The sequence below is a fragment of the Allobosea sp. ASV33 genome, assembly GCF_016428755.1.
Lineage (GTDB): Bacteria > Pseudomonadota > Alphaproteobacteria > Rhizobiales > Beijerinckiaceae > Allobosea.
On record NZ_JAELTI010000089.1, the window covers coordinates 1 to 24,318 of the forward strand.

The window sequence follows — 24,318 nt, forward strand, 5'->3', positions numbered from 1 at the left end:
CGGGCCGCGAGAACCTGCGCCTCCGCCCCGGTCGCGAGGGCGGAGCCCGTCGATTTGCGCGTGCGGGCCATGAGGGAAAACTCCGGTAGGTCGGCGGCAACAGGGTAGGAGCGCCGAACGGTAGGACTGTGCGACCAACCGCGGCGCTTGGCAATGGCTGGTATACCAGAGCCGCAGGCCTGGCGCGCATGGAACCGAAGCGTGTTCCGTGAATCGAGGCTCCCAACGATACCGATGCGGATGGATTTATCGCCCTGCCGAAATGCTCTAAGGCTTGACCCACGCCGCAATCCTCCGGCCCGGAATCCTGTCGAGCAGCCTGTTGAGCCTTTTCTCCACTCCCAAACATCCCGGCTGGCGGCCGATGCTCGTCCTCGCATCCGCCTCGCCGCGCCGCCTCGCGCTGCTGGAGCAGGCTGGCCTCAAGCCGGACGCGCTGCTGCCGGCCGATCTCGACGAGACCCCGCTGAAGGGCGAGCGCCCGCGCGATCTGGCCCGCCGCCTGGCGCGCGAGAAGGCGCAGGCCGCGCGCGAGGGCGCCAAGGCCCGGGCCGATCTCGAAGGCTGCTATATCCTCGCCGCCGACACGGTCGTCGCCGTCGGCCGGCGCATCCTGCCCAAGGCCGAGATCGTCGACGAGGCGGCGGCCTGCCTGCGCCTGCTTTCGGGCCGGGCGCATCGCGTCTATACCGGCGTCGCGCTGGTGACGCCTTCGGGCGCGGTCCGCGAGCGCATCGTCGAGACGCGCCTGCGCTTCAAGCGCCTCTCCACCGAGGATATCGAGACCTATCTTGCCTCCGGCGAATGGCGCGGCAAGGCCGGCGGCTATGCCGTGCAGGGCATAGCCGGCTCCTTCGTCGTCAAGCTCGTCGGTTCCTATACCGGGGTCGTCGGCCTGCCGCTCTACGAGACGGTCAACCTTCTCGGCGGCGAGGGCTTCCCGATCCGCTTCGGCTGGATGAACGCAGCCTGATAAGGCGCCGATGCGGGTTGTCTGATGGTTTCTCGCGGCTGATCTTGCAGCCGGAAACGCGTCAATAAGGGGAAACGGACATGACGGGGCGTCTGAGCGGGAAGGTCGCGATCGTGGCCGGTGCGGGGTCGATCGGGCCGGGCTGGGGCAACGGCAAGGCGACGGCGACGATCTTCGCGCGCGAAGGTGCGAAGGTGATCTGCGCCGACATCAACCGCGATGCCGCCGAGGAAACAGCCGCCATCATCCAGAATGAAGGCGGGCAGGCTTTTGCCGTCCAGACTGACGTGACCAGGGCCGACCAGGTCGCCGAGCTCGTCGGCCACACGCTCGGCCGCTATGGCCGCATCGACATCCTCGACAACAATGTCGGCATCGCCGAGGTCGGCAGCGTCGTCGATCTGGCGGAGGAGGTCTGGGATCGCGTCTTCAAGGTCAATCTCACCGGCGCCTTCCTGGCGATGAAGCATGTCATCCCGGTGATGCAGCGCCAGTTCGAGGAGACGGGGGAGGGCGGCTCGATCATCAACATCTCGTCGATCGCCTCGATCCGCCATACGGGCGTGCCCTATGCCAGCTATTCCGCGACCAAGGCGGCGCTGAACCAGCTCACCCGCACGACGGCGGTGCAGTTCGCTGCCCAGAGAATCCGCGTGAACGCGATCCTGCCCGGCCTGATGAAGACGCCGATGGTCGAGCATTCCGCCGGCCTCGCAGCGGTCTATGGCCAGGGCGATGTCGATGCGATGTGGGTCGCGCGCGCGGCCCAGGTCCCGATGGGCCATATGGGCGAGGCCTGGGACGTGGCGAACGCCGCGCTCTTCCTCGCCAGCGACGAGTCGCGCTATGTCACCGGCATCGAACTCGTCGTCGATGGAGGCATCACGCTCAAATATGACTGACACCGACAACGCATCGCCGGCCGCAAAACCCTGTTCGATCTGCGGCAAGCCGGCGGTGGCCCGCTTCAAGCCGTTCTGCTCGTCGCGCTGCGCCGATATCGACCTCGGACGCTGGCTCAAGGGCAGCTATGTCATCCCCGGCGAGCCTGTCGACGAAGCGGAAGAGGGCGCGCCGCCGCAGCGCGAGCACGAGGACTAATCTCCACGGAGATGGATTGAGTTCCAGGCCCGCATCGGTGCAAGCTGAGGCACTGAGGCTAGCGCGCGGTCATCCATGGACAGAGGTCTCCCCACTGTGGCGTCGCAGCCGGTTTTCGCGTCGCTGACGCGTTCGGCGATCTTCCTGGTCGTGACGATCAACCCCGGCAGCGGGCCGGAGGCTGCGGTACGCGGGCTCTGCGCCGATCTGTCCGGGCTGCTCAGGGCGATCGGCTTCCGTGATCTCGAGGGCAACCTGTCCTGCGTGATGGGGATCGGCTCGCAGGCCTGGGACCGGCTCTTCGACGGGCCGCGGCCCAGGGAGCTCCATCCGTTCCGGGAGATCCGCGGCGTGCATCACGCGGTCTCGACGCCGGGCGACATCCTGTTCCATATCCGCTCGACCAGGCGGATGGACCTGTGCTTCGAGCTCGCCCGGCAGATCATGATCCGGCTCGACGGCGCGGTCACGGCCGTCGACGAGGTTCATGGCTTCAACTATTTCGACGACCGCGACCTGATCGGCTTCGTCGACGGCACCGAGAATCCGAGCGGGCCGGATGCGATCCGCGCCACCCTGATCGGCGACGAGGATGCCGGCTTCGCGGGCGGCAGCTATGTCGTCGTCCAGAAATACCTGCATGACCTCGCCGGCTGGGAGAAGCTGCCGGTCGAGGAGCAGGAAAACATCGTCGGGCGCCACAAGCTTTCGGATATCGAGCAGCCGGACGCGCTGAAGAAGCCCTATGCCCATAATGTCCTGACCAGCATCACGGAGGATGGCGAGCCGGTCGACATCCTCCGCGACAACATGCCCTTCGGCCAGGCCGGCACGAGCGAGGCCGGCACCTATTTCATCGGTTATTCGCGCACGCCGCGGCGGATCGAGCGCATGCTGGAGAACATGTTCGTCGGCGCGCCACCGGGGAATTACGATCGCCTGCTGGATTTCAGCCGGGCCGTGACGGGCTCGCTGTTCTTCGTGCCGACCGCGACCTTCCTGGATGAGGTGACGGCCGAGAAGACCGCTCCCGAAAGCCGGGCGACATCTCCGGCCGGGCCAACCGGGGACGGCCCGCCTGCGCCGCAGAGCCCATGAGCGCCGCGGACGACCATCACGTCGTCATCGTCGGTGCCGGCTTCGGCGGGCTCGAGGCCGCGCGCAACCTTGCGGGCGCACCGGTCAGGATCACGATGATCGACCAGCGCAACCACCACCTGTTCCAGCCGCTGCTCTACCAGGTCGCGACAGCCTCGCTGCCGACCTCCGAGATCGCCTGGCCGATCCGTTTCCTGCTGCGCGGCTACAAGAACGTCACCACGCTGCTCGGCACGGTCATCGGCGTCGACCGGGCGAATATGCAGGTGCTGCTGGAGGGCGAGCGGCCGATCGGCTTCGACACGCTGATCCTGGCCACCGGCGCCCGCCATGCCTATTTCGGCCATGACGAATGGGAGCCCTATGCGCCGGGCGTGAAGACGCTGGAGGATGCGACGCGCATCCGTCGCCGCATCCTCTCGGCCTTCGAACAGGCGGAATGGGAGACCGATCCCGCCCGTCGTGCCGAGTGGCTGACCTTCGTGATCATCGGGGCCGGGCCGACCGGCGTGGAGCTCGCCGGAACCATCGCCGAACTCGCGCATGACACGCTGCGCGGCGATTTCCGCAATATCGATACCCGCAGCGCCCGCGTCATTCTGGTCGAAGCCGGCCCGCGCATTCTGGCCGGCTTCACCGAGGACCTCTCGGCCTATGCCGAGCGGGCGCTGGAGCGCCTGGGCGTCGAGGTCAGGCTGGGGCAGCCGGTCTCCGACTGTCGCGCCGACGGCATCATGCTCGGCGGCGAGTTCTTGCCGGCCCGAACCACTTTATGGGCCGCCGGCGTGGCGGCCTCGCCCGCGGCGGAATGGCTGGAGGCGCCGGCCGACCGGGCGGGCCGCGTCCGCGTCGAGCCCGATCTCACGGCGCCGGGTGAGCCCGATATCTTCGTCATCGGCGATACCGCTTTCGTCGCCGGCGCGGACGGCAAGCCGGTGCCCGGCGTGGCGCCGGCCGCCAAGCAGCAGGGGCTTTACGTCGCCGGCCTCATCAGGGTGCGGCTGCAGGGCAAGCCCGCCCCGCCGCCCTTCGCCTACAGGAATGCCGGCAATCTCGCGACGATCGGCAAGCGCGCGGCCATCGTCGATTTCGGCTGGATCAAGCTGCGCGGGCGCCTGGCTTGGTGGATCTGGGGCATCGCGCACATCTTCTTCCTGATCGGCCTGCGCAACCGGCTCGCCGTCGCGCTCAACTGGCTCTGGATCTATGTCAGCGGCCACCGCAGCGCCCGGCTGATCACCCAGCGCGATCCGGGAGGCGGCCGCGAGGCGCGGTGATGGCCCTTGCCGGAAAGAACCAGCTAACCAAACGGCAGGTTTTCGCCACCGCCGGCCCGCTTCGATGATAGTCTGAACCCTGGCTAACCGGCGCAATCTCCTTATCCTCGGAGGAGCCATGGCTGACTGGCTGCAAGATCTGCTGGCGCGCGACATCGAGACGCTGCGCGTCGACGTGCTGAAGGCCGGCATTCTCAATGCCAAGGCCCTGCAGGAACGTGCGGAGGCTCACGTCGCGCATCTTCATGACGTGCTCCACGAATCCCGCGAGCTGCATGAAGCCTCGTTCCAGGTGATGAACGACGTCATCGGCTTCGCCAGGCTGCTCTATGGCCATGCCGCGATCGCCGAATCGGAGCGCGGCCGGCGCGCGGCGCTCGCCGCGATCGATCGCCTCGCCGCCGTGCTCGGCCATTGCGAATGGCGGCAGGCGGCGGTTTCCTCCTGAACGGAGCCGGGACCAGCGGGATCGACGCCCGTTTCCGCCGTCCCCATCCACAGGCATGAAGCCAGTTGGTGCGACATTGAAGAAAGCCGGCTGAAGTGACTGGACAGGCCGAGCGCCTGCCTCTATATCGCCCCCACCAACACGGACGGCCTCGCGCCGCTCCCGGTTCGCCCAGGTAGCTCAGTTGGTAGAGCATGCGACTGAAAATCGCAGTGTCGGCGGTTCGACTCCGTCCCTGGGCACCATTTTCCTTCCAAGCGCTTCTGTAGACCTCTGAAAAGCCCGAGTTTTCGGGGCTTTCGATTGGGTTTGAGCCCTAAGCGTCCACCGGCTTCCATTGACGGCCAACTCAAGTGTTGGCCACGCTGCCCTCTGTCGGCTCAACGGTCGAGCGTGGTCGGCAGCGCTTCGCGCCGCGATCCGGGCCAAGGGCTTCGCGCGCCGCGATCGAGCAGGCTGGCGTTGGGATCGGAGCCGCGGCAGCCGGCCGGACGAGCGGCGCCGGCTGCGCGGCCGATAGGCGCTAGGCCAGGAACGCGCGATAGGCGTCGATCATATCGTCGACGGCAGCGGCAAACAGCCTTTCGCCATGCTGCGGAGTGGACAGCGACGGATCCGAGCCAATGCGGCCATCGGGATAGCGCTTGCGATAATCGAAGCAGTCGAAGAATGACGTGCTCGCCGGCGCCACCTTGGGCGTCATCTGCGCATGCTTGATCGCTTCCGGATGGTAGAATTGCGCGAGTGAAACCTCGGCGGCCGTGGCATGAGAGCCGTTGACCCCGGGATACAGTTCCTCGGCGATATCGGTCGCACGCTTGCCGTTCGACCACATCACCATCCGGCAGCGTATCGGAGAAGGCTCGCCATTGGGCAGCAGCGAGAGCGAGGCATAGACCTCGTCGAAGGCAGCCGTCACGGTCGCGATATTGCCGCCATGCCCGTTGATGAAAAAGAAGCGCTCGAAGCCGTTGCGGGCAAGGGAGCGCACGATGTCTCCGACCATCGCGATCATGGTCGACGGGCGCAAGGTGACCGAGCCTGCGAACCCGAGATGATGCTGCGACATGCCGTAGGCCAGCGTGGGGGCGACCATCGCGCCGATCTTGTCGCCGACTCCCTTGGCAATGAACTCGGCGTCGAGGTGATCCGTGCCGATCAGGCCGTTGGGCCCATGCTGCTCGGTGGATCCCACGGGCACGATGATGCCGCGCGACGTTTGGAGATAGTCTTCGACTTCGTGCCAGGTTGCGAGAGCCAGTTGCATAACCCGATATCTCCAAACGAGGCGGAATGCCTATCGATCCGTCTCAAAACCTAGGAAGCGGGAAAGCTTGGGGTCAACCGCCGTCAGGGACCGACAGCCATGCATTCGCACGATCCGAACACCTGCCAGGCTGCGTTGGTGCCTGGTGAGACTGGAGATCAGCCAAAGGAAGCGTTGACGCTGCGGGTCGATACGGAAACGATGGGGCATGCTTGCTGCTGTGGCTCCCGCGTGCCGGGGCGCTGATCGGCCGGGACGGCGACGCGTCCGCGCGAAGGCCGGCGCTTGGCTGCAGGGCCGCCAGACCCCGATCTCCCGGAGTTTCCGACGATGAACCAGACAAGCCCGCTCGCGGCGACGGCGCCCGCAGAGCCTTTGCGCCTCACCAGCCTGGCCCATGGCGGCGGCTGCGGCTGCAAGCTGGCACCGGCCGTGCTCCAGCAATTGCTGGCCGGGCATCCGGCGGCCGGTCCCTATAGCCAGCTCCTCGTCGGCACTGAAACCGGCGACGATGCGGCGGTCTGGCAGGTCGACGACAACACCTGCATCGTCGCGACCACCGATTTCTTCATGCCGGTGGTCGATGACCCCCGCGATTTCGGCCGCATCGCCGCGACCAACGCGATCTCCGACGTTTATGCGATGGGCGGCAAGCCGATCATGGCGCTCGCCCTTCTCGGCATGCCGCTCGACAAGCTGCCGATCGAGGTGACCCGCGAGATCCTCAAGGGCGGCGCCTCGATCTGCGCCGAGGCCGGCATCCCGGTCGCCGGCGGCCATTCGATCGATGCGCCGGAGCCGATCTACGGGCTTGTGGTCATCGGCCTGCTCAAGCCGTCGAACCTGCGCCGCAACAGCGGTGCCAAGCCCGGCGACGCGCTGATCCTGACCAAGGCGTTGGGCGTCGGCATCTACTCGGCAGCGTTCAAGAAGGGCGAGCTTTCCGCCGCCGCCTATGACGAGATGATCGCCTCGACGACGCTGCTCAATCGCATCGGTGCCGAATTGGCAGAGGACGAGGCTGTCCACGCGATCACCGACGTTACAGGTTTCGGCATCCTCGGCCACGGGCTGGAGATGGCGCGCGGCTCCGGCGTCACGCTGAAGCTCCGGCTTTCCGACCTGCCGTTCCTGTCGCAGGCCGAACGCCTGGCCCAGGAGGGCAGGGTGACCGGAGCGTCGCATCGCAACTGGGCGAGCTATGGCGAGGGCGCCGTGCTGCCCGCCGGCTTGCCGGACTGGCAGCGCCATCTGCTCACCGATCCGCAGACCTCGGGCGGCCTGTTGGTCTCCTGCGCCCCCGAGAGGGCTGAAGCGGTGCTCGCGCAGATCAAGGGAGCAGGCTACCCGGCCGCACGGATCGTCGGGACTGTCGAGGCCGGGCCGGCGCAGGTCGTCATCGGCTGATCGGCCTCAGCGGGCTTCCTGAACTTCGAGGTTCCGGCCCCAGACGTCGAAGAAGGCGCCCTTGTTGAGGGTCAGCCGATCCTCGCGCAAGGCGGCCTCCAGCTCGCGCAAGCGGTTGCGTGCCAGATCGTCCGGTACGAGCCCGCCATCGTTGTCGCGCGTCGGGAAGAAGGCGGCGCCGTCCCAGTTCACGCCGGCGCCGCGCAGCATCAGCACGATATCGCCCCAGTCGATCTCGTCACCGACGACATGGACGAATGTCGAGCGCAGCGGCTCGACCTTCGGCTCGGCGATCTTCACCAGCACGATCAGCGCCGTGAACGGGCCCTTGCGGAAGAGCTTGCCGAGCCAGCGGTCGAAATCGGTGCCCAGGCCTCTAGATGGCGGCATACGACATCCTGGGCAGGTGGCGGGCAATCCGGTGGAGGAGGGCGGTACCGGTCTTCGTCATGCGCCCTCAGGGAACTGGCGGAAGAGAATGGGAGTCGAACCCACCAGAGACCGTCTGACGGCCCCTCCCGGATTTGAAGTCCGGACGCCCCACCGGGGACGTTTCTCCTCCATCGCTCAAGCCGGGCTGCGGGCCGAACAGGTCGAGCCGCCGCCGGTTGATACGCCTCAGGTCGCCGCGGCGTATCGTGACGCCATGGCGATCGAAGAACTCGAGAATCTGGATAGCGACCTTTCGGCCATTGTCGAGCCTGTCGCGGAACTGGGCCGCATTGAAGCCATCAGGATGCAGCCCGGCGAGCTCGGCCGCGATGCCGACCATGTCGGCGAGCGTGCCGCGCAGGAAGAAATGGTCGAGCGCGACCTCATGGACATCGCCGCGCCGGCCAGTCAGCCGCAGCAGGCGCCGGATCTCCTCCTCGGGCCGCCCGAGCAGATGGCTGATATCGCGCACGCGCGGCGGGCGGAAGCGCTCATCATCGGCGATCAATGGCCTGATCCGCTCCCAGAGCGCCTCGTCCTCCGGCGAAAGCCTGGCCTCGTGGCCGGGGCGCCTGATCCATGAGCCCGCGGGCACGAGCACACCGTCCTCCGCCAACCGGGCGAGTGCCTGCCGGAACAGCGGGGCGGGCCAACGGGGAGCTATCGCGAAGCGCAAGCGCTCCAACCCCATGCCGGGAAGGTCGGGATGCTCGGCATGAAAGGTGTCAAGGCGCTCCGTGGCGGCCAGCGCCAGCGCCTGCCAAGGCGCGGGCAGCATCGCGAGCGGGCCGATCCTGACGAGGTCAAGCTGGTTCGTCAGGGTCTCAGCGGCCTGGGCGGCGAGTGCGCGGTCGCGGACGAAGCCGTCGATATCGGCATGGTGCGGCGGCACCGACAACAGGCCATGCAGGGCCTCCGCGGGATCGGGCAGGGCGAGCGCGGCGAGCTGGGCGAGGCGCTCCGGGCTGCGGCGCCGGCGCTCCGGCGCGCGCAGATCCAGGAAACGCCCGCCGCCGATCGTGCGCGAGGCGCTGGTGTCGCGCAGCACGAAGCGGTCGAGCGCGGCCGCGGCAAGCGGGGCATCGAGCACGAGCTGGATCACGCCGTGCGTGCCGGGCGCGATCGCGTCCCCCAGCAGCACGACGCGGGCGCCGATTTCGGCCGCTGCGTGATGCAGGCGCACCGGCTGCCACATCGTCAGCGCCTTCTCGCCGGGGAGTAGGGATACTTCCGCATCGAGCCTGGTCGTCGGGGCATGGAGCGCCGGTGCAAGCACCATGTCGCCATGCCGGATGGCATCCTTCGTGATGCCGGGGCCGGCGAGATTGAGAGCGCAGCGCTCGCCGGCCAGGCCACGCTCGGCCGCGCGGTTCTGGGCGTGGATCGAGCGCACCCGCGCCGGCAAGCCGTTGGGGGAAACGACCACGCTGTCGCCGACGCCGATGCTGCCGGACAGCACGGTGCCCGTCACCACCGTCCCGGCGCCCTGCAGGGTGAAGCAGCGGTCGACCGCGAGCCGAAAGGCGCCGTCGCCTTGCCGTTCCCGGGCTTCGCGGGCGCGGGATGCGAGCAGGTCGGCAAGCTCTGGCACGCCTGCTCCAGTCAGCGTCGAGACCGGCAGCATCGGCGCCCCGGCGAAGGGGCCCGCCGCCAGCAGCGCTGCGATCTCGCTCCCGACCGCCTCGATCCGCGCCGGCTCGACCAGATCGGCCTTGGTGATCGCGACGATCGCTTCGCGGATGCCGAGCAGCCGGGCGATGGCGACATGCTCGCGTGTCTGGGGCATCACGCCGTCATCGGCCGCGACGACCAGCAGCAGCAGGTCGATCCCAGCAGCGCCGGCCAGCATCGTGTGCACGAATTTCTCATGGCCGGGCACGTCGATGAAGCCGACGACCGAGCCATCGGTCTGCGGCCAATAGGCGAAGCCGAGGGCGATCGAGATGCCGCGCGCCTTCTCCTCCTTCAGCCGGTCGGTATCGACACCGGTCAGGCGCCGGACCAGCGAGGTCTTGCCATGGTCGATATGGCCGGCGGTACCGATGATCATGGCGCAGGCTCCGTCGGCGCGACGGCTGCGCGCGCAGCCTTGATGAAGGGGGCCGCGAGCGTGCTGCCCTTGCCCTCGGCGGCGAGCAGGAGGGCGAGCGCGCGGTCCGCATCGGGCGGCACGCCCTGGCCGAGCAGGGTCGCGGCACCGAGCATCGCCTCCGAATCCGGATCGCCGGCCGCCATGCCGCGCTGCCACCATCTCGCGGCCGCATCGGCGTCGCGCTCAACGCCCAATGCATCGTGATGCATCATGCCGAGCCGCGTCATGCTGGTAGCGATGCCGGTTGCGGCTGCAGCCTGCGCCCAACGCAGGGCCTCGGCGCGGTCGGCGGGATTTCCGCCTTCCAGTAGCATCCAGGAGATCATGTCCTGCGCCGGGGCGTCGCCCTGCTCGGCGGCGAGCCGATAGAGCCGCATCGCCTCGGCATCGCTCTGCGCGACGCCTTCGCCCTTGAAGTGTAGGGCCGCTAGATTGCGCTGCCCGACCGGATCGCCACTCTCGGCGGCCAGCGTCAGCCAGCGCAGAGCCAGGGCCGGGTCGCGCTCGACGCCGAGCCCTTCGGCGAAACAGGCGCCGATATTGTTCTGCGCCCGCCCGATGCCGGCATGGGCGAGCGGCCCCCAGAGCGCGAGGGCAGCAACGTGGTCACCGCGCTCAACCGCTGCTGTGGCTTGCGCCATCGTCGCGGCGACGTCGCCATCGGCGGTCTGATCCCGGCCGAACAGGCGCTCAAGCCAGCGCATCGAGCCGCTCGGGTTTCAGGGCATCGAGCTGCGCGATGAACAGTGCTTCATCCTCCAGGCAGCGCAGATCGAAGACGAGCGCGCCCTGCGCGATTCGTCCGATCACCGGAACCGGCACGGCGCGGAAGGCCGCCGCCAGGTTCTCGACGGCGGAGCCCGTAGCCTTGCCGGCCGGCCGCAATGCGAGACCTGCGCTCGCCAATGTCTCCAATGGCAGCGCGCCCGAGCCGATCTGGCTGGCGCAGTCGATGATCTCAAAGAGCCAGCCCGGGCCGAGCGCTGCTGTGACCTTCGGCTGAAGGCGTTCCGCCAGTGCGCGTAGGTCTGAGCCAGTCCGCGTAAACAGCCGGAGCGTCGGCAGGCGCTGAGCCAATCGATCGGGATCGCGATAGAGCCGCAGCGTCGCCTCCAGCGCCGCGAGCCGGAGCTTGTCGAGGCGCAGCGCCCGCTTCAGCGGGTTCTTCGCCAGTCTCGCGATCAGGTCCTTGCGACCGGCGACGATGCCGGCCTGCGGTCCGCCGAGCAGCTTGTCGCCGGAGAAGGTGACGAGATCGGCGCCGCCTTTCAGCGCATCCTGCACCGTCTTCTCGCGGCGCAGCCCCCAGCGCGAGAGGTCGATCAGCGTGCCGGAACCGAGATCGTCGACGAAGGGCAGGTCGTGCTGGCGGGCGAGCTTGGCGAGTTCGGCCGGCCCGACCTCGGCCGTGAAGCCCTGCACCACATAGTTCGAGGTGTGGACCTTCATCAGCAGGCCGGTTCCGGGCCCGATCGCTTCGGCGTAGTCCTTGAGATGCGTGCGGTTGGTGGTGCCGACTTCGCGGAGGGTCGCGCCGGCACGGGCCATGATGTCCGGCATGCGGAAGGCGCCGCCGATCTCGATCAATTCGCCGCGCGAGACGACCGCCTCGCGATCCCTGGCGAGGGTGTTGAGCACGAGCAGAACGGCCGATGCGTTGTTGTTGACGAGGATTGCGTCCTCCGCGCCGGTCAGCTCCGTGATGAGGCCGCGGACATGCGCGTCGCGCTCGCCGCGCTGCCCTGCTTCGATCTCGTATTCGAGATTGGTCGGCGCCCGCATCGCCGCGACCACGGCCTCGATCGCTTCCTCGGCCAGCAGGGCGCGGCCGAGATTGGTGTGCAGCACCGTTCCCGTCAGGTTGATCACCGGGCGCTGCGAAGGTCGATCGCGCTCCCCGAGGCGGTCCAGCGTCATCAGGCCGATCTGCTCCACCGAGGCCGCCGCCGGCGCACCGCCCGCCCGCAGCAGCTCGATCACATGCCGGATCGCATCGGTCGCAGCCGCACGCCCATGGCGCGCGACGGCGAGCTCGCCCTCGGCGCTGCGCAGCACGGTGTCGACCGAGGGCGGGCGGAAATGTTCCGGCTTGTTCATCAGGCTCCCTCCGGGAGACGCTTGATTGGGCGGCTCGTCCTGCTTGGAAACACAGCCGTCATCCCGGGCTTGACCCGGGATTCATCATACAGTTCCGCAGCCCTTCGATGAATCCCGGATCTCCGCTTGGCTCCGTCCGGGATGACGATGGCGGTTCCACGACGAGCCGGCAATCTCAGTACCCGAGCAGGAATGGATTCACTCCCGCGCGCCGCCAGCCGGCCTCGGTCACCAAGAGATCGAGCCCGAGGCTCGCGACATCGTCGGCCACGGGCTCCAGCTCCGGCGCCTTTCGGCGGTTCAATATCTTCACATAGGTCCGGCACTCGTCGCAGGTCTCGGCCTTGATCGTGTCGGCGACGCCCTCGATCTCCTGATAGGCGATGCCCTTGGTCGAGCCGCAGGTTACGCATTTCACCCGGACATGGTTCCACTGCGCCGCGCAAAGCGAGCAGTGGACATAGCGCACGCCCTCGACATGAAGGTCGGCGACCACTGCGCTCGCCACGGGTGGCCCACCACAGCAGGGGCAGACGCCCTCAGCTACCGGCTGGGGCAGGGCGGGGTCGATCAGGGCGCTGCGCCGGGCCGCGACGACCTGAAGAGCGGCGGCGGCGAAGATATGCTCGGCCACGGCCTCGACCGGCACTTCATCGGCGAGCACGGCGGCGAACATCGCCTGTTTCGCGTCCGGTTCGGCTGCGACGGCGCGGGCCAGAGCAGCCCGGGCGGCATCCGGCATGGCGACACTGCCCAGCAGCTCCGCGAGCCGGTCGAAGGCCTCCGAGGTGGCCGGGTCGGTCGCCAGTTTCTCGCGCGGCAGCACCGGCATGGCGTTGGCGGCCCGCAAGCGCAATTCCTGGGCGGCGGGAAGGGTGGGCGCGTCGATCGCGGCGGAGAGTATCGCCTGCGCCCCGCTCAGCCCGGCGAGAAAGCCGAGATAGCCCTCAAGTTGGTGCCCCGGCGCCAGCGCCGCGAAGCGCTCCGCGCGTGCGGCAAACAGCGTCGCAGGGGCGGGGAGGCGCACGAAGGGCGGCCTGTCGCGTTCGGGCGTGCCGACATCCTCGAAGGTGGCAAGGCCGGTATCGTCAGTCATTCAGGGCCCTCTCGAACCGCACGGGTCACGGGAGGCGGGGCATCCGGAGATGTCCCGCAGTCGAAATCATTCGGCCGGGCCGACGCCGTGATGGCGCGGCGGCGCCTGACGCTCGTCGATCACGCCCTCGCGCGCTTCCTTGCGCAGCCAGAGCCGGTGGTGGCGGAAGGCCCAGCCGCCCGTCACCTTGCCCTCGGTCATGGCGTTCATGGTGCCACGGACGTAGAAGCCGGCATAGATATGGACGATGACGACCAGCAGCATGGCGATCGCCGCCAGCGCATGCAGGATATGGCCGAAGCGCTGCTGCTCGATGGTGAAGCTCGCGCCGAAATATTCGTACCAGATCATGATGCCCGTCCCGAACAGGACGAGGATGAGCAGCGTCATCAGCCAGAAGACGATCTTCTGCGCACCATTGTACTTGCCGATCTCGGGCAGGTTCTCCTCGTGGCCGGACATGACGTCGCCGATCTGGCGCATCCACTGCGTATCGACCTTCGTCCAGAAATTGTAGCGGATCATCTGGACGAACAGGATCGCGAAGCTGGCGAGCAGGACGACCCCGAGCCAGGGATGCAGCGCGCGGGTATTGGAGCCGCCGCCGAACAGGCCCGACAGGAAGAACAGAGCCGGATGGAACAGCGCCGCCCCGCTGATCGCGAGCAGGATCAGCGAGAACGCGGTGATCCAGTGATTGACCCGCACGCGGCCGGGGTTGCGATCGACGGTCGTGCGCTCCTCTTCACGCCTGACGGCCACGGGCTGCCTCCTCGTCGATCAGATGCTCGGCCTCGCGATCCTCCGCGCGGCTGACATCGTTGCGCCGGGCCACGATGCCGTGGACGAAGGCGAAGGCCGCGGCGAAGCCGATCGCCGCCATGCCGGCATATTTGGTCAGCCCCTTCCAGAGCTCGACGACCTGGCTGATCTTCGGGTTCTGCGGCAGGTTCGCGTAAAGCTGCGGCTGGTCGGCATGGTGCAGCACATACATCACATGCGTGCCGCCGACGCCCGGCGGATCGTAGATGCCGGCATTCTTGAAGCCGCGCGACTTCAGGTCGGTGATGCTCGCCTGCGCATAATCCAGCATGGCCTGCTTGGTGCCGAAGGTGATCGCGCCAGTGGGGCAGGCCTTGGCGCAGGCCGGCGCCTGGCCGACCGAGACCCGATCCGAGCAAAGCGTGCATTTATAGGCCTTGTGGTCGGCCTGGCTGATGCGCGGGATGTTGAAGGGGCAGCCCTTCACGCAATAGCCGCAGCCGATGCAGTTCTCCGAGACGAAATCGACGATGCCGTTATTGTACTGCACGATCGCACCGGGGGAGGGGCAGGCCTTGAGGCAGCCCGGATCGGCGCAATGCATGCAGCCGTCCTTGCGGATCAGCCATTCGAGATTGCCGCTCTCCGGGTTCTCCCACTCGGTGAACCGCATCAGCGTCCAACTGTTCGGCGTCAGGTCATGCGGGTTGTCGTAGACGCCGACATTGATGCCGACCTCCTCGCGCAGGTTGTTCCACTCGAGGCAGGCCGCCTGGCAGGCCTTGCAGCCGATGCATTTGGAGACGTCGATGAGCTTCGCCACCTCGAAATCGTGGCGGACATCCGGCGGCCGGAAATTGGTCGCCGAGATGCGGGCGAAGTCCTGGCTCTGCAGTCCCATCAGACCCTCCCTAGCTCGTCGCCGGACCGTTGGACGGCTCGACATTCACCAGGAACGCCTTGAACTCAGGCGTATCGGTGTTGGCGTCGCCGACGAACGGGGTGAGGCTGTTGGGGCCGAAGCCCTTCCTGGCCGCACCGGTGAAGCCCCAGTGGAGCGGGATGCCGACGACATGGACGGTCTTGCCGTCGCAGATCAGCGGCTTGATGCGCTTGGTCACCACGGCCTTGGCATAGACCGAGCCGCGGTTGGAGGAGACCTTCACCCAGCCGCCCTTCTGGATGTTCTTCTCCGCGGCCAGTTGTTCGCTGATCTCGACGAAGAACTCCGGCTGGAGCACCGCATTCACCCAGACATGCTTGGTCCAGTAGTGGAAATGCTCGGTCAGGCGGTAGGAGGTCGCTGCATACGGGAACTTGTCCGAGGTCCCGAGCGCGGCGAGGTCGGCGGGGAAGATGCGCGCGACCGGGTTGCCGCGGATATTGGGCGCCATCACGTTGGCGACCGGGCTCTCGAACGGCTCGTAATGCGCCGGGAAGGGCCCATCCCGCATCAGGCCGCGGGCGAACAGGCGGCCCGAGCCCTCGGCATTCATGATGAACGGGCCGACATCGCGCGGCTTGGCGTTCACCGCGATGTCGGGCACGTCATAGCCGGTCCAGGCCGTGCCGTTCCACTCGATCAGCTTGCGCTTGGGATCCCAGGCCTTGCCGTCGAGATCGGCCGAGGCGCGGTTGTACAGGATCCGCCGGTTGGCCGGCCAGGAGAACGCCCAGTTCGAATAGGCGCCGGTATTGCCGGGGTCGCTGGTGTCGCGCCGGGCCATCATGTTGCCCCGCTCGGTCCAACTGCCGGAATAGATCCAGCAGCCGCAGGCGGTCGAGCCGTCGTCGCGGAGCTGGCCGAAGGTGTCGACCTGCTTGCCCTTCTCCAGCAGCACCTTGCTCGGGTCGGCCGGGTCGGTGACGGTGGAGACGACGTAGCCGTTCATCTCCTTGGCCATTTCGTCGGGCTGCGGGTCCATCGGGTCGCGATAGGGCCAGTGCAGGTTGACGATCGGGTCGGGGAAGGCGCCGCCTTCCTTCCGATAGAGCTCGCGCAGGCGCATATGGAGCTGCGCCATGATCCAGGTGTCGGCCTTCGCCTCGCCCGGAGGTTCCTGGCCCGGCCAGTGCCATTGCAGCCAGCGCCCGGAATTGACCAGCGAACCCTCGTCCTCGGCGAAGCAACTCGTCGGCAGTTCGAAGACCTCGGTCTGGATCGACTCCGGCTTCACGTCGTTATGGACGCCTTCGTCCTTCCAGAACCGCGCCGTCTCCGTCTGCAGCGGGTCCATCACCACCAGGAACTTCAGCTTCGACAGCGATTCCGTGATCTTGTTGCGGTTGGGCGCCGATAGCAGCGGGTTGAAGCCCTGGCAGAAATAGCCGTTGACCTTGCCCTGGTGCATCAGGTCCATGATGCGCAGCAGGTCGTAGCCGGAGACGTCGAGCTTCGGCAGCCATTGATAGGCGAATTCGTTCTCCGCCGTCGCCGCCGGGCCCCACATCGCCTTCAGGAAGCTCACCATGAACTTCCCGTAGTTCTGCCAGTAGCTCATCTGGTTCGGCCGCAGCGGCTTGAAGCCGCGCGTCGACATATAGGTCTTGAAGTCGACCTCGCGATCCTTGGGAATGTTGAGATAGCCCGGGATCAGGTCCGACATCAGGCCGATATCGGTAAGACCTTGGATGTTGGAATGCCCGCGCAGCGCATTCATGCCGCCGCCGCGCACGCCGATATTGCCGAGCATGAGCTGCAGCATCGCCATGGTGCGGATGTTCTGCGCGCCCTTGGAATGCTGCGTCCAGCCGAGCGCGTACATCGACGTCATCGTCTTGTCGCGCGCCGAGCACTCGGAGATCATCTTGCAGATCGCGAGGTACTTGTCCTTCGGCGTGCCGCAGATGCGCTCGACCATCTCCGGCGTATAGGCCGCGACATGCTGCTTCAGGAGCTGGTAGACGCAGCGCGGGTTCTGCAAGGTCTCGTCGACCTGGACATAGCCGTCCGCCCCGAGCTCGTATTCCCAGGTCGAGCGGTCATAGTCGCGCTTGGCCTCGTCATAGCCGGTGAAGAGACCGTCCTGGTAGGCGAAGCCTTCCTTCACGAGATAGGGCGCGTTGGTGAAGGCGCGCACATAGTCGTGCTGGATCCTGTCGTTCTCGATGCAGTAGCGGATCACGCCCAGCAGGAAGGCGATGTCGGTGCCTTGCCGGATCGGCGCATAGAAGTCCGAGACCGAGGCCGTGCGCGTGAAGCGCGGATCGACCACGATCAACTTGGCGCCGCGCTGGGCCTTGGCCTCGACGACCCATTTGAAGCCGCACGGATGCGCCTCGGCCGCGTTGCCGCCCATGACGATGATGAGGTCGGTGTTCTTGATGTCCGTCCAGGAGTTGGTCATCGCACCGCGACCGAATGTTGGGGCCAGACTGGCCACCGTCGGTCCGTGTCAAACGCGCGCCTGGTTGTCGAACGCCAGAACTCCGAGGCTTCGCACGACCTTGTAGGTCAGGAAGGCCGTCTCGTTGGTGGTGGCCGAAGCGGCCAGGAAGCCCGTCGTCAACCAGCGATTGACCGTCTGGCCATCCTGGTTCTTGGCGATGAAGTTCTTGTCGCGGTCGTCCTTCATCAGACGCGCGATGCGGTCGAGCGCCTCGTTCCAGCTGATCTGCCGGAAGGCCTTCTCGCCGGGGCCGCGATATTGCGGCACCTTGGTGCGCGTCTCGGAATGGACGAAATCGAGCAGGGCTGAGCCCTTCGGGCAGAGCGTGCCGCGATTGGTCGGATGGTCCGGGTCGCCCTCGATATGGATGACCGCCGGATGGGCGTTCTTCGACTTGTCGCCGAGGCTGTACATGATCACGCCGCAGGCGACGGAGCAGTACGGACAGGTGTTTCGTGTTTCCGTGGTGCGGGCCAGCTTGAAGGGCCGCACGGCCTGGGCCAGCGCCTCTTCGGCACCGCCAAACCCAAGCGCGGCGACGGCGGAACCGGCGACACCCGCACCTGCGGCTTTCAGAAACTGGCGACGCGAGAGCTCATGCAGCATCTCAACCTCCCAGGCGACGACGAAGCGTCGTTCAATTTGGAATAGTGAAACTCTGGGCGAGGGGCGTCAAGGCGAGGGCCTCTCGGCCGGATCGGTGGGTTCTTAGACTTTCGCCGTACGATCGTGGTGCGGCGGAGGGCGCGGCTGCGCGCTTGCGTCAGGCGCGAAGGATGGTGGCGGCCGCGCCCGGAAGCGGCTCATGGGCGACGTTGATGTCGACGGTCGCGCTGCCGCCCCAGGCCGATGCGAGCTGCGCGACGATATGCCGGCCGAAGCTCTCATAGGGGATGCGGATCGAGGTCAGCCAGGGCGCGATCCAGAAGTTGATGGCGTTTCCGTCGATCCCGACGAGCGCGCAGCGCTCGGGGATCGCGATGCCGGCTTCGGTGGCGCGGCGATAGGCGCCATAGGCGATCATGTCGCTGACGCAGAGGGCTCCGTCGGGCCAGCCGAAGCTCTCCTCCAGGCTTTTCGCGGCCGCGTAGCCGATCTCGATATGCGACAGGCCCGGCGCGCTCGCTTGGCGGATTTCGGCTTCCGGAACGCCGTGCGCGACCAGCTGGCGGATGAAGCCTTCCGCGCGTTCGGCGGTGCTCGAGGCGTTCTGTGTCGCCATCAGCACGGCCGGGCGCCGGATGCCCTGCGCCAGCAGATGATCGGCGGCATCGGCGCCGGCCTGGCGATTGTCGATGCCGACATAGGCGCCGCCGCCGAGCGGGTTGCGCCGCGCGACGAACACCACCGGGTCGCCGCGGGCCAGGACATCGGCGAGGCCCGCGCTGGCGACCGCGCTGACCATGACATAGCCGGCGACGAACTGGTCACGCATCGCCTGCAGATAGTCGTCCTGCAAATCGGCGCGGTCATGCGTGTCGCAGAGGATCATGACATAGCCGGCGTCGCGCAGCGCCGCTTCGGTCGAAACGGCGATCGCCGCCATGGCCGGGTTGTCGAGATTGGGGGCGAGCATCGCGACCACCCGGCTCGCGCGGCGCTTCAGCGCGCGCCCGACCGGGTTGGGCCGGTAGCCCAATCGCGCGATCGCTTCCTCGACCCGCGCGACCGTGTCGGCCGAGGCCCGCCCGTTCTTGCCGTTGACGATCCGCGAGACGGTCGCGACCGAGACGCCGGTCTCCTGTGCGACCGTCGCCAGCGAAACGCTGTCCGTCAGCGGCTTTGCGGCCTTTGCCGTCATGGCCCTCCCCAAGGCGCGCGGATCATGCCGCGCCTGTCGACATATCCGAAGCCGGCTAACTCAGCCATGCCGGTTCGCTTGCCCGTTGACAAGCTAGGCAAACGTTTGCCTTACTGATTGTCAAGGTGCCCGACGAGGTGCCGTGACCGGTACAGGGATGGAAAGCAGATGCAGGGTAAGCACTGGATTTCAGCGCTCGCGCTGACGGCCGGCCTCGCGATGGGCGGCACGGCCTTCGCCCAGACCACGGTGCGCATCGCCTGGTATTCCGACGGCAACGAGGGCGAGGTCGTCGCCGATCTGCTCAAGCGCTTCGAGGCTCAGAACAAGGACATCAAGGTCGTGCTCGACCAGGTGCCCTACAAGGCGATCACCGAGAATCTGCCGGTGCAGCTCGCCTCGGGGCAGGGGCCGGATATCGCCCGCGTCGTCGATCTCGGCGGCGTTGCCCGCTACGCGCTCGACATGCGGCCCTATCTGAAGGACGCCGCCTATTGGGAGAAGAATTTCGGGCCGTTCCTGCCCTGGATGCGCCCCGAGGGCGATTCCAGTGCGATCACCGGCTTCATGACGCAGCTCACCGTCACCGGCCCCTTCGTCAACAAGACGCTGTTCGAGCAGGCCGGCATCGCCATGCCATCAGCCAAGGCGACCTGGGAGGATTGGGGCAAGGCGGCGAAGGCCGTGGCCGACAAGGTGCAGGCGCCGTTCCCGCTCGCCATGGACCGCTCCGGCCATCGCTTCTTCTCGGTCGCGGTCTCGGAGGGCGCCAAGGTCCTCGACGACAAGGGCGAGCCGGCCGTGATCGACGACGGCTTCAAGCGCGCCGCCAAGCGCGTCTATGACTGGCACCAGAGCGGCGTGATGAAGAAGGAGCTCTGGGGCTCGGTCTCCGGGACCGCCTATCGCGGCGCCAATGACGAGTTCAAGAACGCCCAGGTGGTGATGTACCACTCGGGCTCCTGGCAGATCGCCCAGTTCGACAAGACGGTCGGCGACGCCTTCGACTGGGTCGCGGTTCCCTCGCCCTGCGGGGCCGGCAACTGTTCCGGCATGCCCGGCGGCGCCGGCCTGGTCGCAATCAAGACGACCAAGAGCCCGGAAGCCGTCGCCAAGGTGATGGATTACCTCGCGAGCGAGCCGGTGCTGAGCGAGTTCTATGCCCGCTCGCTCTTCGTGCCCGGCCATCTCGGCATCGCCGCCAAGGGGCTCGACTACAAGGATGCGAGCCCGCAGGCCAAGGCCGCGCTCAAGGTCTTCTCCGATCAGGTCGCGGAGCTTTCGCCGGTCGCCTACAAGCTGCAGGGCTATGTCAACAACCGCGTCATCTTCAACGCCGTGATCAGCCGGCTCGGCCAGGCGATCTCGGGCGAGGGCACGCTCGACGAGGCCTATAAGCGCATCGAGGCCGACATCGCCCAGCAGATCGCCGAGCGCAAGAAGTAGGCGCCATGGCCCCCGCCGAGACAAAGCCGCGCCGCGAGGGTGCGGTCGCCGCTGGCCTCCTCGCCGCGCCGCTCGCGCTGCTGATGCGGCTCGTGGACGGCCCGATGGGCGCGCTCCAGCGCCTGATCGGCGAGCGGCGGATGGCCTATGTCTTCATCCTGCCCAATCTCGCTTTCTTCTCGCTCTTCGTCTTCCTGCCGCTGATCATCAACGTGATCTTCTCGGTGACGGGCGGGGCAGGGCTGTTCCCGAGCGAGCGTCCTTTCGTCGGGGCGCAGCAATACGGCTATCTCTTCGATTGCGGCTCCTTCCTCGATCCGTCGTCCTGCCGCGAGGACCATTTCTGGCGCGGCGTGTCCAACACCGCCCGTTTCACCCTCTTCCAGGTCACGGCGATGGTGCTGTTCTCGCTGCTGACCGCGATCGTCCTGAACATGAAGATCCGGGCGCGCGGCTTCTTCCGCGCCGTCTATTTCTTCCCGGTCCTGCTCTCGCCGGTGGTGGTGGCGCTGACCTGGAAATGGATCCTCCAGCGCGACGGCCTGCTCAATGCCGCGATCACCTCGATCGGCGGCGAGCGCATCCTGTTCCTGGTCGATCCGAGCTGGGCGATGTTCTGGATCGTCTTCGTCTCGGTCTGGGCCCATATGGGCTTCTACACGCTGATCCTGCTCGCCGGCCTGCAGGCCATTCCGGCCGATCTCTACGAGGCCGCCGAGATGGACGCGACGCCGCGCTGGCGCGTGTTCTGGCGCATTACCCTGCCATTGCTCTGGCCGAACATGATCGTCGTAATCGTGCTCGCGCTGATCAAGGGCGTGCAGACCTTCGACGAGGTCTTCGTCCTGACCGGGGGCGGCCCCGGCACCGCGACGCTGATGATTGTGCACTACATCTACGAGACCGCCTTCGCCAATCAGGTCCAGAATTTCGGGCTGGCTGCCGCTGCCTCCGTCGTGCTCGGCGTCGTGCTCTTCGCGCTGACGCTGGCCCAGCTCGCGGCGAGCCGCCGCAAGGGGGCCGCATGAGCCTCGTGACCAAGCTCGCCACCGCCCGCCGCAAGCCCGGCCGTTGGCATTGGACCGATATCGCGGCCTATGCCTATCTCGCGCTCGGCGTCGTCCTGATGTTCGGGCCGGTCCTTTGGCTCGGCATGTCTTCGTTCAAGACGCAGGCCGGCCTGCTCGAATTCCCGCCCTCGCTCCTGCCGATGTCGCAGAAGGAGGTGGCGGTCCCCGGCCAGTCGCAGAAACTGCCGCTCTTCGAGGTCGAGATGCCGGACGGCTCGAAGCGCGTGCTGGCGCAGGTCCGCCGCATCGGCATTCAGGCCCAGATGGTCGATCCCGAAAAGTCGGGCGAGACGATCCGCGTCCCCATCGACAAGCGCACCCCCGTCCGCGAGTTCAAGCTCGCCACCGAGAACTATACCGAGCCGCTGGAGCGCTTCGCCTTCACGCGCTTCCTGTGGAACTCGGTCTTCGTCACGCTGGTCGCCACGATCATCACGCTGATCATCAACTCGATGGCGGCCTATGCGCTCTCGATCTACGAATTCCGCGGCAAGACGGCGGTGATGCTGATGGTCATCGGCACGCTGATGATCCCGATCACCATCATCCTCGTCCCGGTCTATCTGGTCGTCACCAAGCTCGGCCTCGTCAATTCGCTTTGGGCCGTGATCCTGCCGGGCGCCGCGACCCCGACCGGTGTCTTCCTGCTGCGCCAGTACATGCTGACCCTGCCGCGCGACCTGATCGAGGCCGCCCGCATGGACAAGGCCTCCGAGTGGCAGATCTATTGGCGCATCGTTATGCCGCTGGCCATGCCGGCGCTGGCCGTGCTCGCGATCTTCTCGATCATGTGGCGCTGGAACGAGTTCCTCTGGCCGCTGGCGGTGCTGACCAAGACGGAATCCTACACGCTGCAGATCGGCCTCAACGCCTTCCAGGGCGAGTTGCAGACGCAGTGGCACTACCTGCTCGCGATGACCGTGGTGACCTTGCTGCCGGTCGCGCTCGTCTTCGTCTTCCTGCAGCGGTTCATCACCACCGGCATCGCCAATACGGGAATGAAATAATGGCCGGCCTGAAACTCTCCGGCGTGCGCAAGGCCTATGGTGCGACGACGGTGCTGCACGGCATCGATCTCGATGTCGCCGATGGCGAGTTCGTCGTCTTCGTCGGCCCGTCCGGCTGCGGCAAGTCGACCCTGCTGCGCTCGATCGCCGGGCTGGAGGAGATCACCGGGGGCACGATCGCGATCGACGGCAGTGATGCCACGCATCTCCCGGCGTCCGAGCGCGGGCTTGCGATGGTGTTCCAGTCCTATGCGCTCTACCCGCATATGAGCGTGTACGCGAACATGGCCTTCGCGCTGGAGAACATGGGGCTCAAGCGCGACGAGATCGACCGGCGCGTGAAGCGCGCGGCCGAGATGCTGCGCCTCACCGACTATCTCGAACGCAAGCCCAAGGCGTTGTCCGGCGGCCAGCGCCAGCGCGTCGCCATCGGCCGCGCCATCGTGCGCGACCCGAAGATCTTCCTGTTCGACGAGCCGCTGTCGAACCTCGATGCCGAACTGCGCGTCGCCACTCGCAAGGAACTCGCCGCGCTCCATGCCGAGATTGGCGGCACGATGATCTACGTCACCCATGATCAGGTCGAGGCGATGACGCTGGCGGACCGCATCGTCGTGCTCCAGGGCGGACGGATCGAGCAGGTCGGCACGCCGCTGGAACTCTACAACCGCCCCGACAATCTCTTCGTCGCCGGCTTCATCGGCTCGCCGCGCATGAACCTTTTGCCCGGCCGCGTCGCGGCGCCCGGCCGGGTCGCCGTTGGCGAGGAGGGGCACGAGGTCGCCTGCGAGACCGCGAGCCTCGCTGTCGGTGCGCCGGTGACGCTAGGCATCCGTCCGGAGCATCTGGCGCTGGCCGAGGCCGGCGGCCTCAAGCTCACCGTCGAGTTGGTCGAGCGGCTGGGCGGTGAGAGCTATCTCTACGGCGCCGCCGCCGGCTTGCCGCAGATCACGCTGCGCCTCGACGGTCAGACACCGCATGAGCGCGGCGCGACCGTCGACCTCGCCTTCCCCCAGGCCCACCTGCACCTGTTCGACGAGGCGGGGAAAGCCGTTCGGGTTTGAAGATGCGCGCCGTCATTCCGGGGCTTCGCGAAGCGAAGAGCCCGGAACCCAGAGCAGATGCCGTCATGGAGAAGGGCCGGGCGGTCCAATCTCCTCCTGAGAGCGCATCGGTTCTGGGTTCCGGGCTCAGGCCTCCGGCCTGCCCCGGAATGACGGCGCGAATGAAATTTAGGTATTCGGAGACCACCCCATGAAAGCCCTCAGCCAAGGCCGCTATCTCGGCCGCGACGGCGAAGCCGCCCTGTTCGATCTCGGGTTCGGCCATACGCTCGCGGTCCGCATCCTCGAAGGCGATATCGGCCGGGTCACGCTGAAGCCGCAGGACGGCTACCGGCTCGACCGCGGCTGGTCGATTGCGCCTGGCGGATTGGAGCCGGCCTATGAGGGGCGTCCGCGCGACAGCCTCGACGGTTTCGCCTGTCCGAAGACGGATATCCGCGCCAGCGCTGACAAGGTCGTGATCGCTGCAGGCGGGCTGACCGCGGAGGTCA

General features: G+C 67.1%; 20 protein-coding genes, 2 tRNA genes and 2 pseudogenes. 13 read left to right on the plus strand and 11 right to left on the minus strand.

What is annotated here, in order from left to right:
• The first annotated feature begins 364 nt into the window (after nt 1–364).
• From JHD80_RS21080 to JHD80_RS21110, 7 genes are all read left to right on the plus strand, one after another.
• On the plus strand, nt 365–973 hold the full coding sequence (locus JHD80_RS21080) for a Maf-like protein (RefSeq protein ID WP_199091495.1): 609 nt from the start codon (nt 365–367) through the stop codon (nt 971–973).
• A gap of 80 nt (nt 974–1,053) precedes the next feature.
• The gene (locus JHD80_RS21085; RefSeq protein ID WP_199091497.1) at nt 1,054–1,875 is read left to right on the plus strand and encodes an SDR family NAD(P)-dependent oxidoreductase; all 822 of its coding nucleotides are present in this window, start codon (nt 1,054–1,056) and stop codon (nt 1,873–1,875) included.
• Nucleotides 1,868–2,074, plus strand: coding sequence for a DNA gyrase inhibitor YacG (gene yacG, locus JHD80_RS21090; RefSeq protein WP_199091499.1), 207 nt, complete (start codon nt 1,868–1,870; stop codon nt 2,072–2,074). The genes JHD80_RS21085 and yacG overlap by 8 nt, the downstream gene beginning before the upstream one ends.
• Nucleotides 2,075–2,149: 75 nt before the next feature.
• Nucleotides 2,150–3,172 (plus strand): Dyp-type peroxidase, encoded by a 1,023-nt coding sequence (locus JHD80_RS21095; protein ID WP_199091501.1) that lies wholly within the window; start codon nt 2,150–2,152, stop codon nt 3,170–3,172.
• On the plus strand, nt 3,169–4,449 hold the full coding sequence (locus tag JHD80_RS21100; RefSeq protein WP_199091503.1) for an NAD(P)/FAD-dependent oxidoreductase: 1,281 nt from the start codon (nt 3,169–3,171) through the stop codon (nt 4,447–4,449). Before JHD80_RS21095 ends, JHD80_RS21100 begins: the two co-directional genes overlap by 4 nt.
• Nucleotides 4,450–4,567: 118 nt before the next feature.
• Entirely contained in the window at nt 4,568–4,897 is a 330-nt protein-coding gene (locus JHD80_RS21105) for a hypothetical protein (RefSeq protein ID WP_199091505.1), read from the plus strand.
• A gap of 169 nt (nt 4,898–5,066) precedes the next feature.
• Nucleotides 5,067–5,142, plus strand: a tRNA-Phe gene (locus JHD80_RS21110).
• Nucleotides 5,143–5,420: 278 nt separating this feature from the next.
• Here the strand turns inward: JHD80_RS21110 and JHD80_RS21115 are convergent.
• A complete protein-coding gene (locus JHD80_RS21115) occupies nt 5,421–6,164 on the minus strand; it encodes a creatininase family protein (RefSeq protein WP_199091507.1) in 744 nt (247 codons plus the stop codon).
• Between the two features lie 330 nt (nt 6,165–6,494).
• Between JHD80_RS21115 and selD the strand changes: the two genes are divergently transcribed.
• Nucleotides 6,495–7,571 carry a selenide, water dikinase SelD gene (gene selD, locus JHD80_RS21120; protein ID WP_199091508.1) on the plus strand — a complete coding sequence of 359 codons (1,077 nt, stop codon included), beginning with the start codon at nt 6,495–6,497 and terminating at the stop codon, nt 7,569–7,571.
• Between the two features lie 6 nt (nt 7,572–7,577).
• Here selD and JHD80_RS21125 read toward each other — a convergent pair whose 3' ends face one another.
• From JHD80_RS21125 to JHD80_RS21170, 10 genes and pseudogenes are all read right to left on the minus strand, one after another.
• Entirely contained in the window at nt 7,578–7,961 is a 384-nt protein-coding gene (locus tag JHD80_RS21125) for a hypothetical protein (protein ID WP_199091510.1), read from the minus strand.
• A 76-nt stretch (nt 7,962–8,037) separates the two neighbouring features.
• Nucleotides 8,038–8,133: transfer RNA gene (locus tag JHD80_RS21130), tRNA-Sec, on the minus strand.
• Nucleotides 8,134–8,238: 105 nt separating this feature from the next.
• Nucleotides 8,239–10,053 (minus strand): annotated as a pseudogene (gene selB / locus JHD80_RS21135) (selenocysteine-specific translation elongation factor); the annotation flags it as partial.
• Nucleotides 10,050–10,799, minus strand: coding sequence for a tetratricopeptide repeat protein (locus tag JHD80_RS21140; protein ID WP_199091512.1), 750 nt, complete (start codon nt 10,797–10,799; stop codon nt 10,050–10,052). The gene JHD80_RS21140 and the pseudogene selB, both read right to left, overlap by 4 nt.
• Nucleotides 10,786–12,192: an L-seryl-tRNA(Sec) selenium transferase gene (selA, locus tag JHD80_RS21145; protein WP_199091514.1), complete on the minus strand. Its 1,407-nt coding sequence runs from the start codon at nt 12,190–12,192 to the stop codon at nt 10,786–10,788. The genes JHD80_RS21140 and selA overlap by 14 nt, the downstream gene beginning before the upstream one ends.
• Before the next feature lie 175 nt (nt 12,193–12,367).
• Entirely contained in the window at nt 12,368–13,288 is a 921-nt protein-coding gene (gene fdhE, locus JHD80_RS21150) for a formate dehydrogenase accessory protein FdhE (protein WP_199091516.1), read from the minus strand.
• Nucleotides 13,289–13,354: 66 nt separating this feature from the next.
• Complete coding sequence (locus tag JHD80_RS21155) at nt 13,355–14,050, minus strand: formate dehydrogenase subunit gamma (RefSeq protein ID WP_199091517.1); 696 nt, start codon at nt 14,048–14,050, stop codon at nt 13,355–13,357.
• The gene (fdxH, locus tag JHD80_RS21160) at nt 14,034–14,951 is read right to left on the minus strand and encodes a formate dehydrogenase subunit beta (protein WP_199091519.1); all 918 of its coding nucleotides are present in this window, start codon (nt 14,949–14,951) and stop codon (nt 14,034–14,036) included. The genes JHD80_RS21155 and fdxH overlap by 17 nt, the downstream gene beginning before the upstream one ends.
• A gap of 10 nt (nt 14,952–14,961) precedes the next feature.
• Nucleotides 14,962–18,045, minus strand: coding sequence for a formate dehydrogenase-N subunit alpha (gene fdnG / locus JHD80_RS21165; RefSeq protein ID WP_199091521.1), 3,084 nt, complete (start codon nt 18,043–18,045; stop codon nt 14,962–14,964).
• A 157-nt stretch (nt 18,046–18,202) separates the two neighbouring features.
• On the minus strand, nt 18,203–19,240 hold the full coding sequence (locus tag JHD80_RS21170; protein ID WP_199091522.1) for a LacI family DNA-binding transcriptional regulator: 1,038 nt from the start codon (nt 19,238–19,240) through the stop codon (nt 18,203–18,205).
• Between the two features lie 168 nt (nt 19,241–19,408).
• Between JHD80_RS21170 and JHD80_RS21175 the strand changes: the two genes are divergently transcribed.
• The 5 genes and pseudogenes from JHD80_RS21175 to JHD80_RS21195 all read left to right on the plus strand — a co-directional run.
• Nucleotides 19,409–20,686 carry an ABC transporter substrate-binding protein gene (locus JHD80_RS21175; protein ID WP_199091525.1) on the plus strand — a complete coding sequence of 426 codons (1,278 nt, stop codon included), beginning with the start codon at nt 19,409–19,411 and terminating at the stop codon, nt 20,684–20,686.
• Nucleotides 20,687–20,691: 5 nt separating this feature from the next.
• On the plus strand, nt 20,692–21,714 hold the full coding sequence (locus JHD80_RS21180; protein WP_199091527.1) for a carbohydrate ABC transporter permease: 1,023 nt from the start codon (nt 20,692–20,694) through the stop codon (nt 21,712–21,714).
• On the plus strand, nt 21,711–22,763 hold the full coding sequence (locus JHD80_RS21185) for a carbohydrate ABC transporter permease (RefSeq protein WP_199091528.1): 1,053 nt from the start codon (nt 21,711–21,713) through the stop codon (nt 22,761–22,763). The genes JHD80_RS21180 and JHD80_RS21185 overlap by 4 nt, the downstream gene beginning before the upstream one ends.
• A complete protein-coding gene (locus tag JHD80_RS21190) occupies nt 22,760–23,827 on the plus strand; it encodes an ABC transporter ATP-binding protein (protein WP_465246542.1) in 1,068 nt (355 codons plus the stop codon). Before JHD80_RS21185 ends, JHD80_RS21190 begins: the two co-directional genes overlap by 4 nt.
• Nucleotides 23,828–24,017: 190 nt before the next feature.
• Nucleotides 24,018–24,318: pseudogene (locus JHD80_RS21195) on the plus strand (TIM-barrel domain-containing protein); the annotation flags it as partial.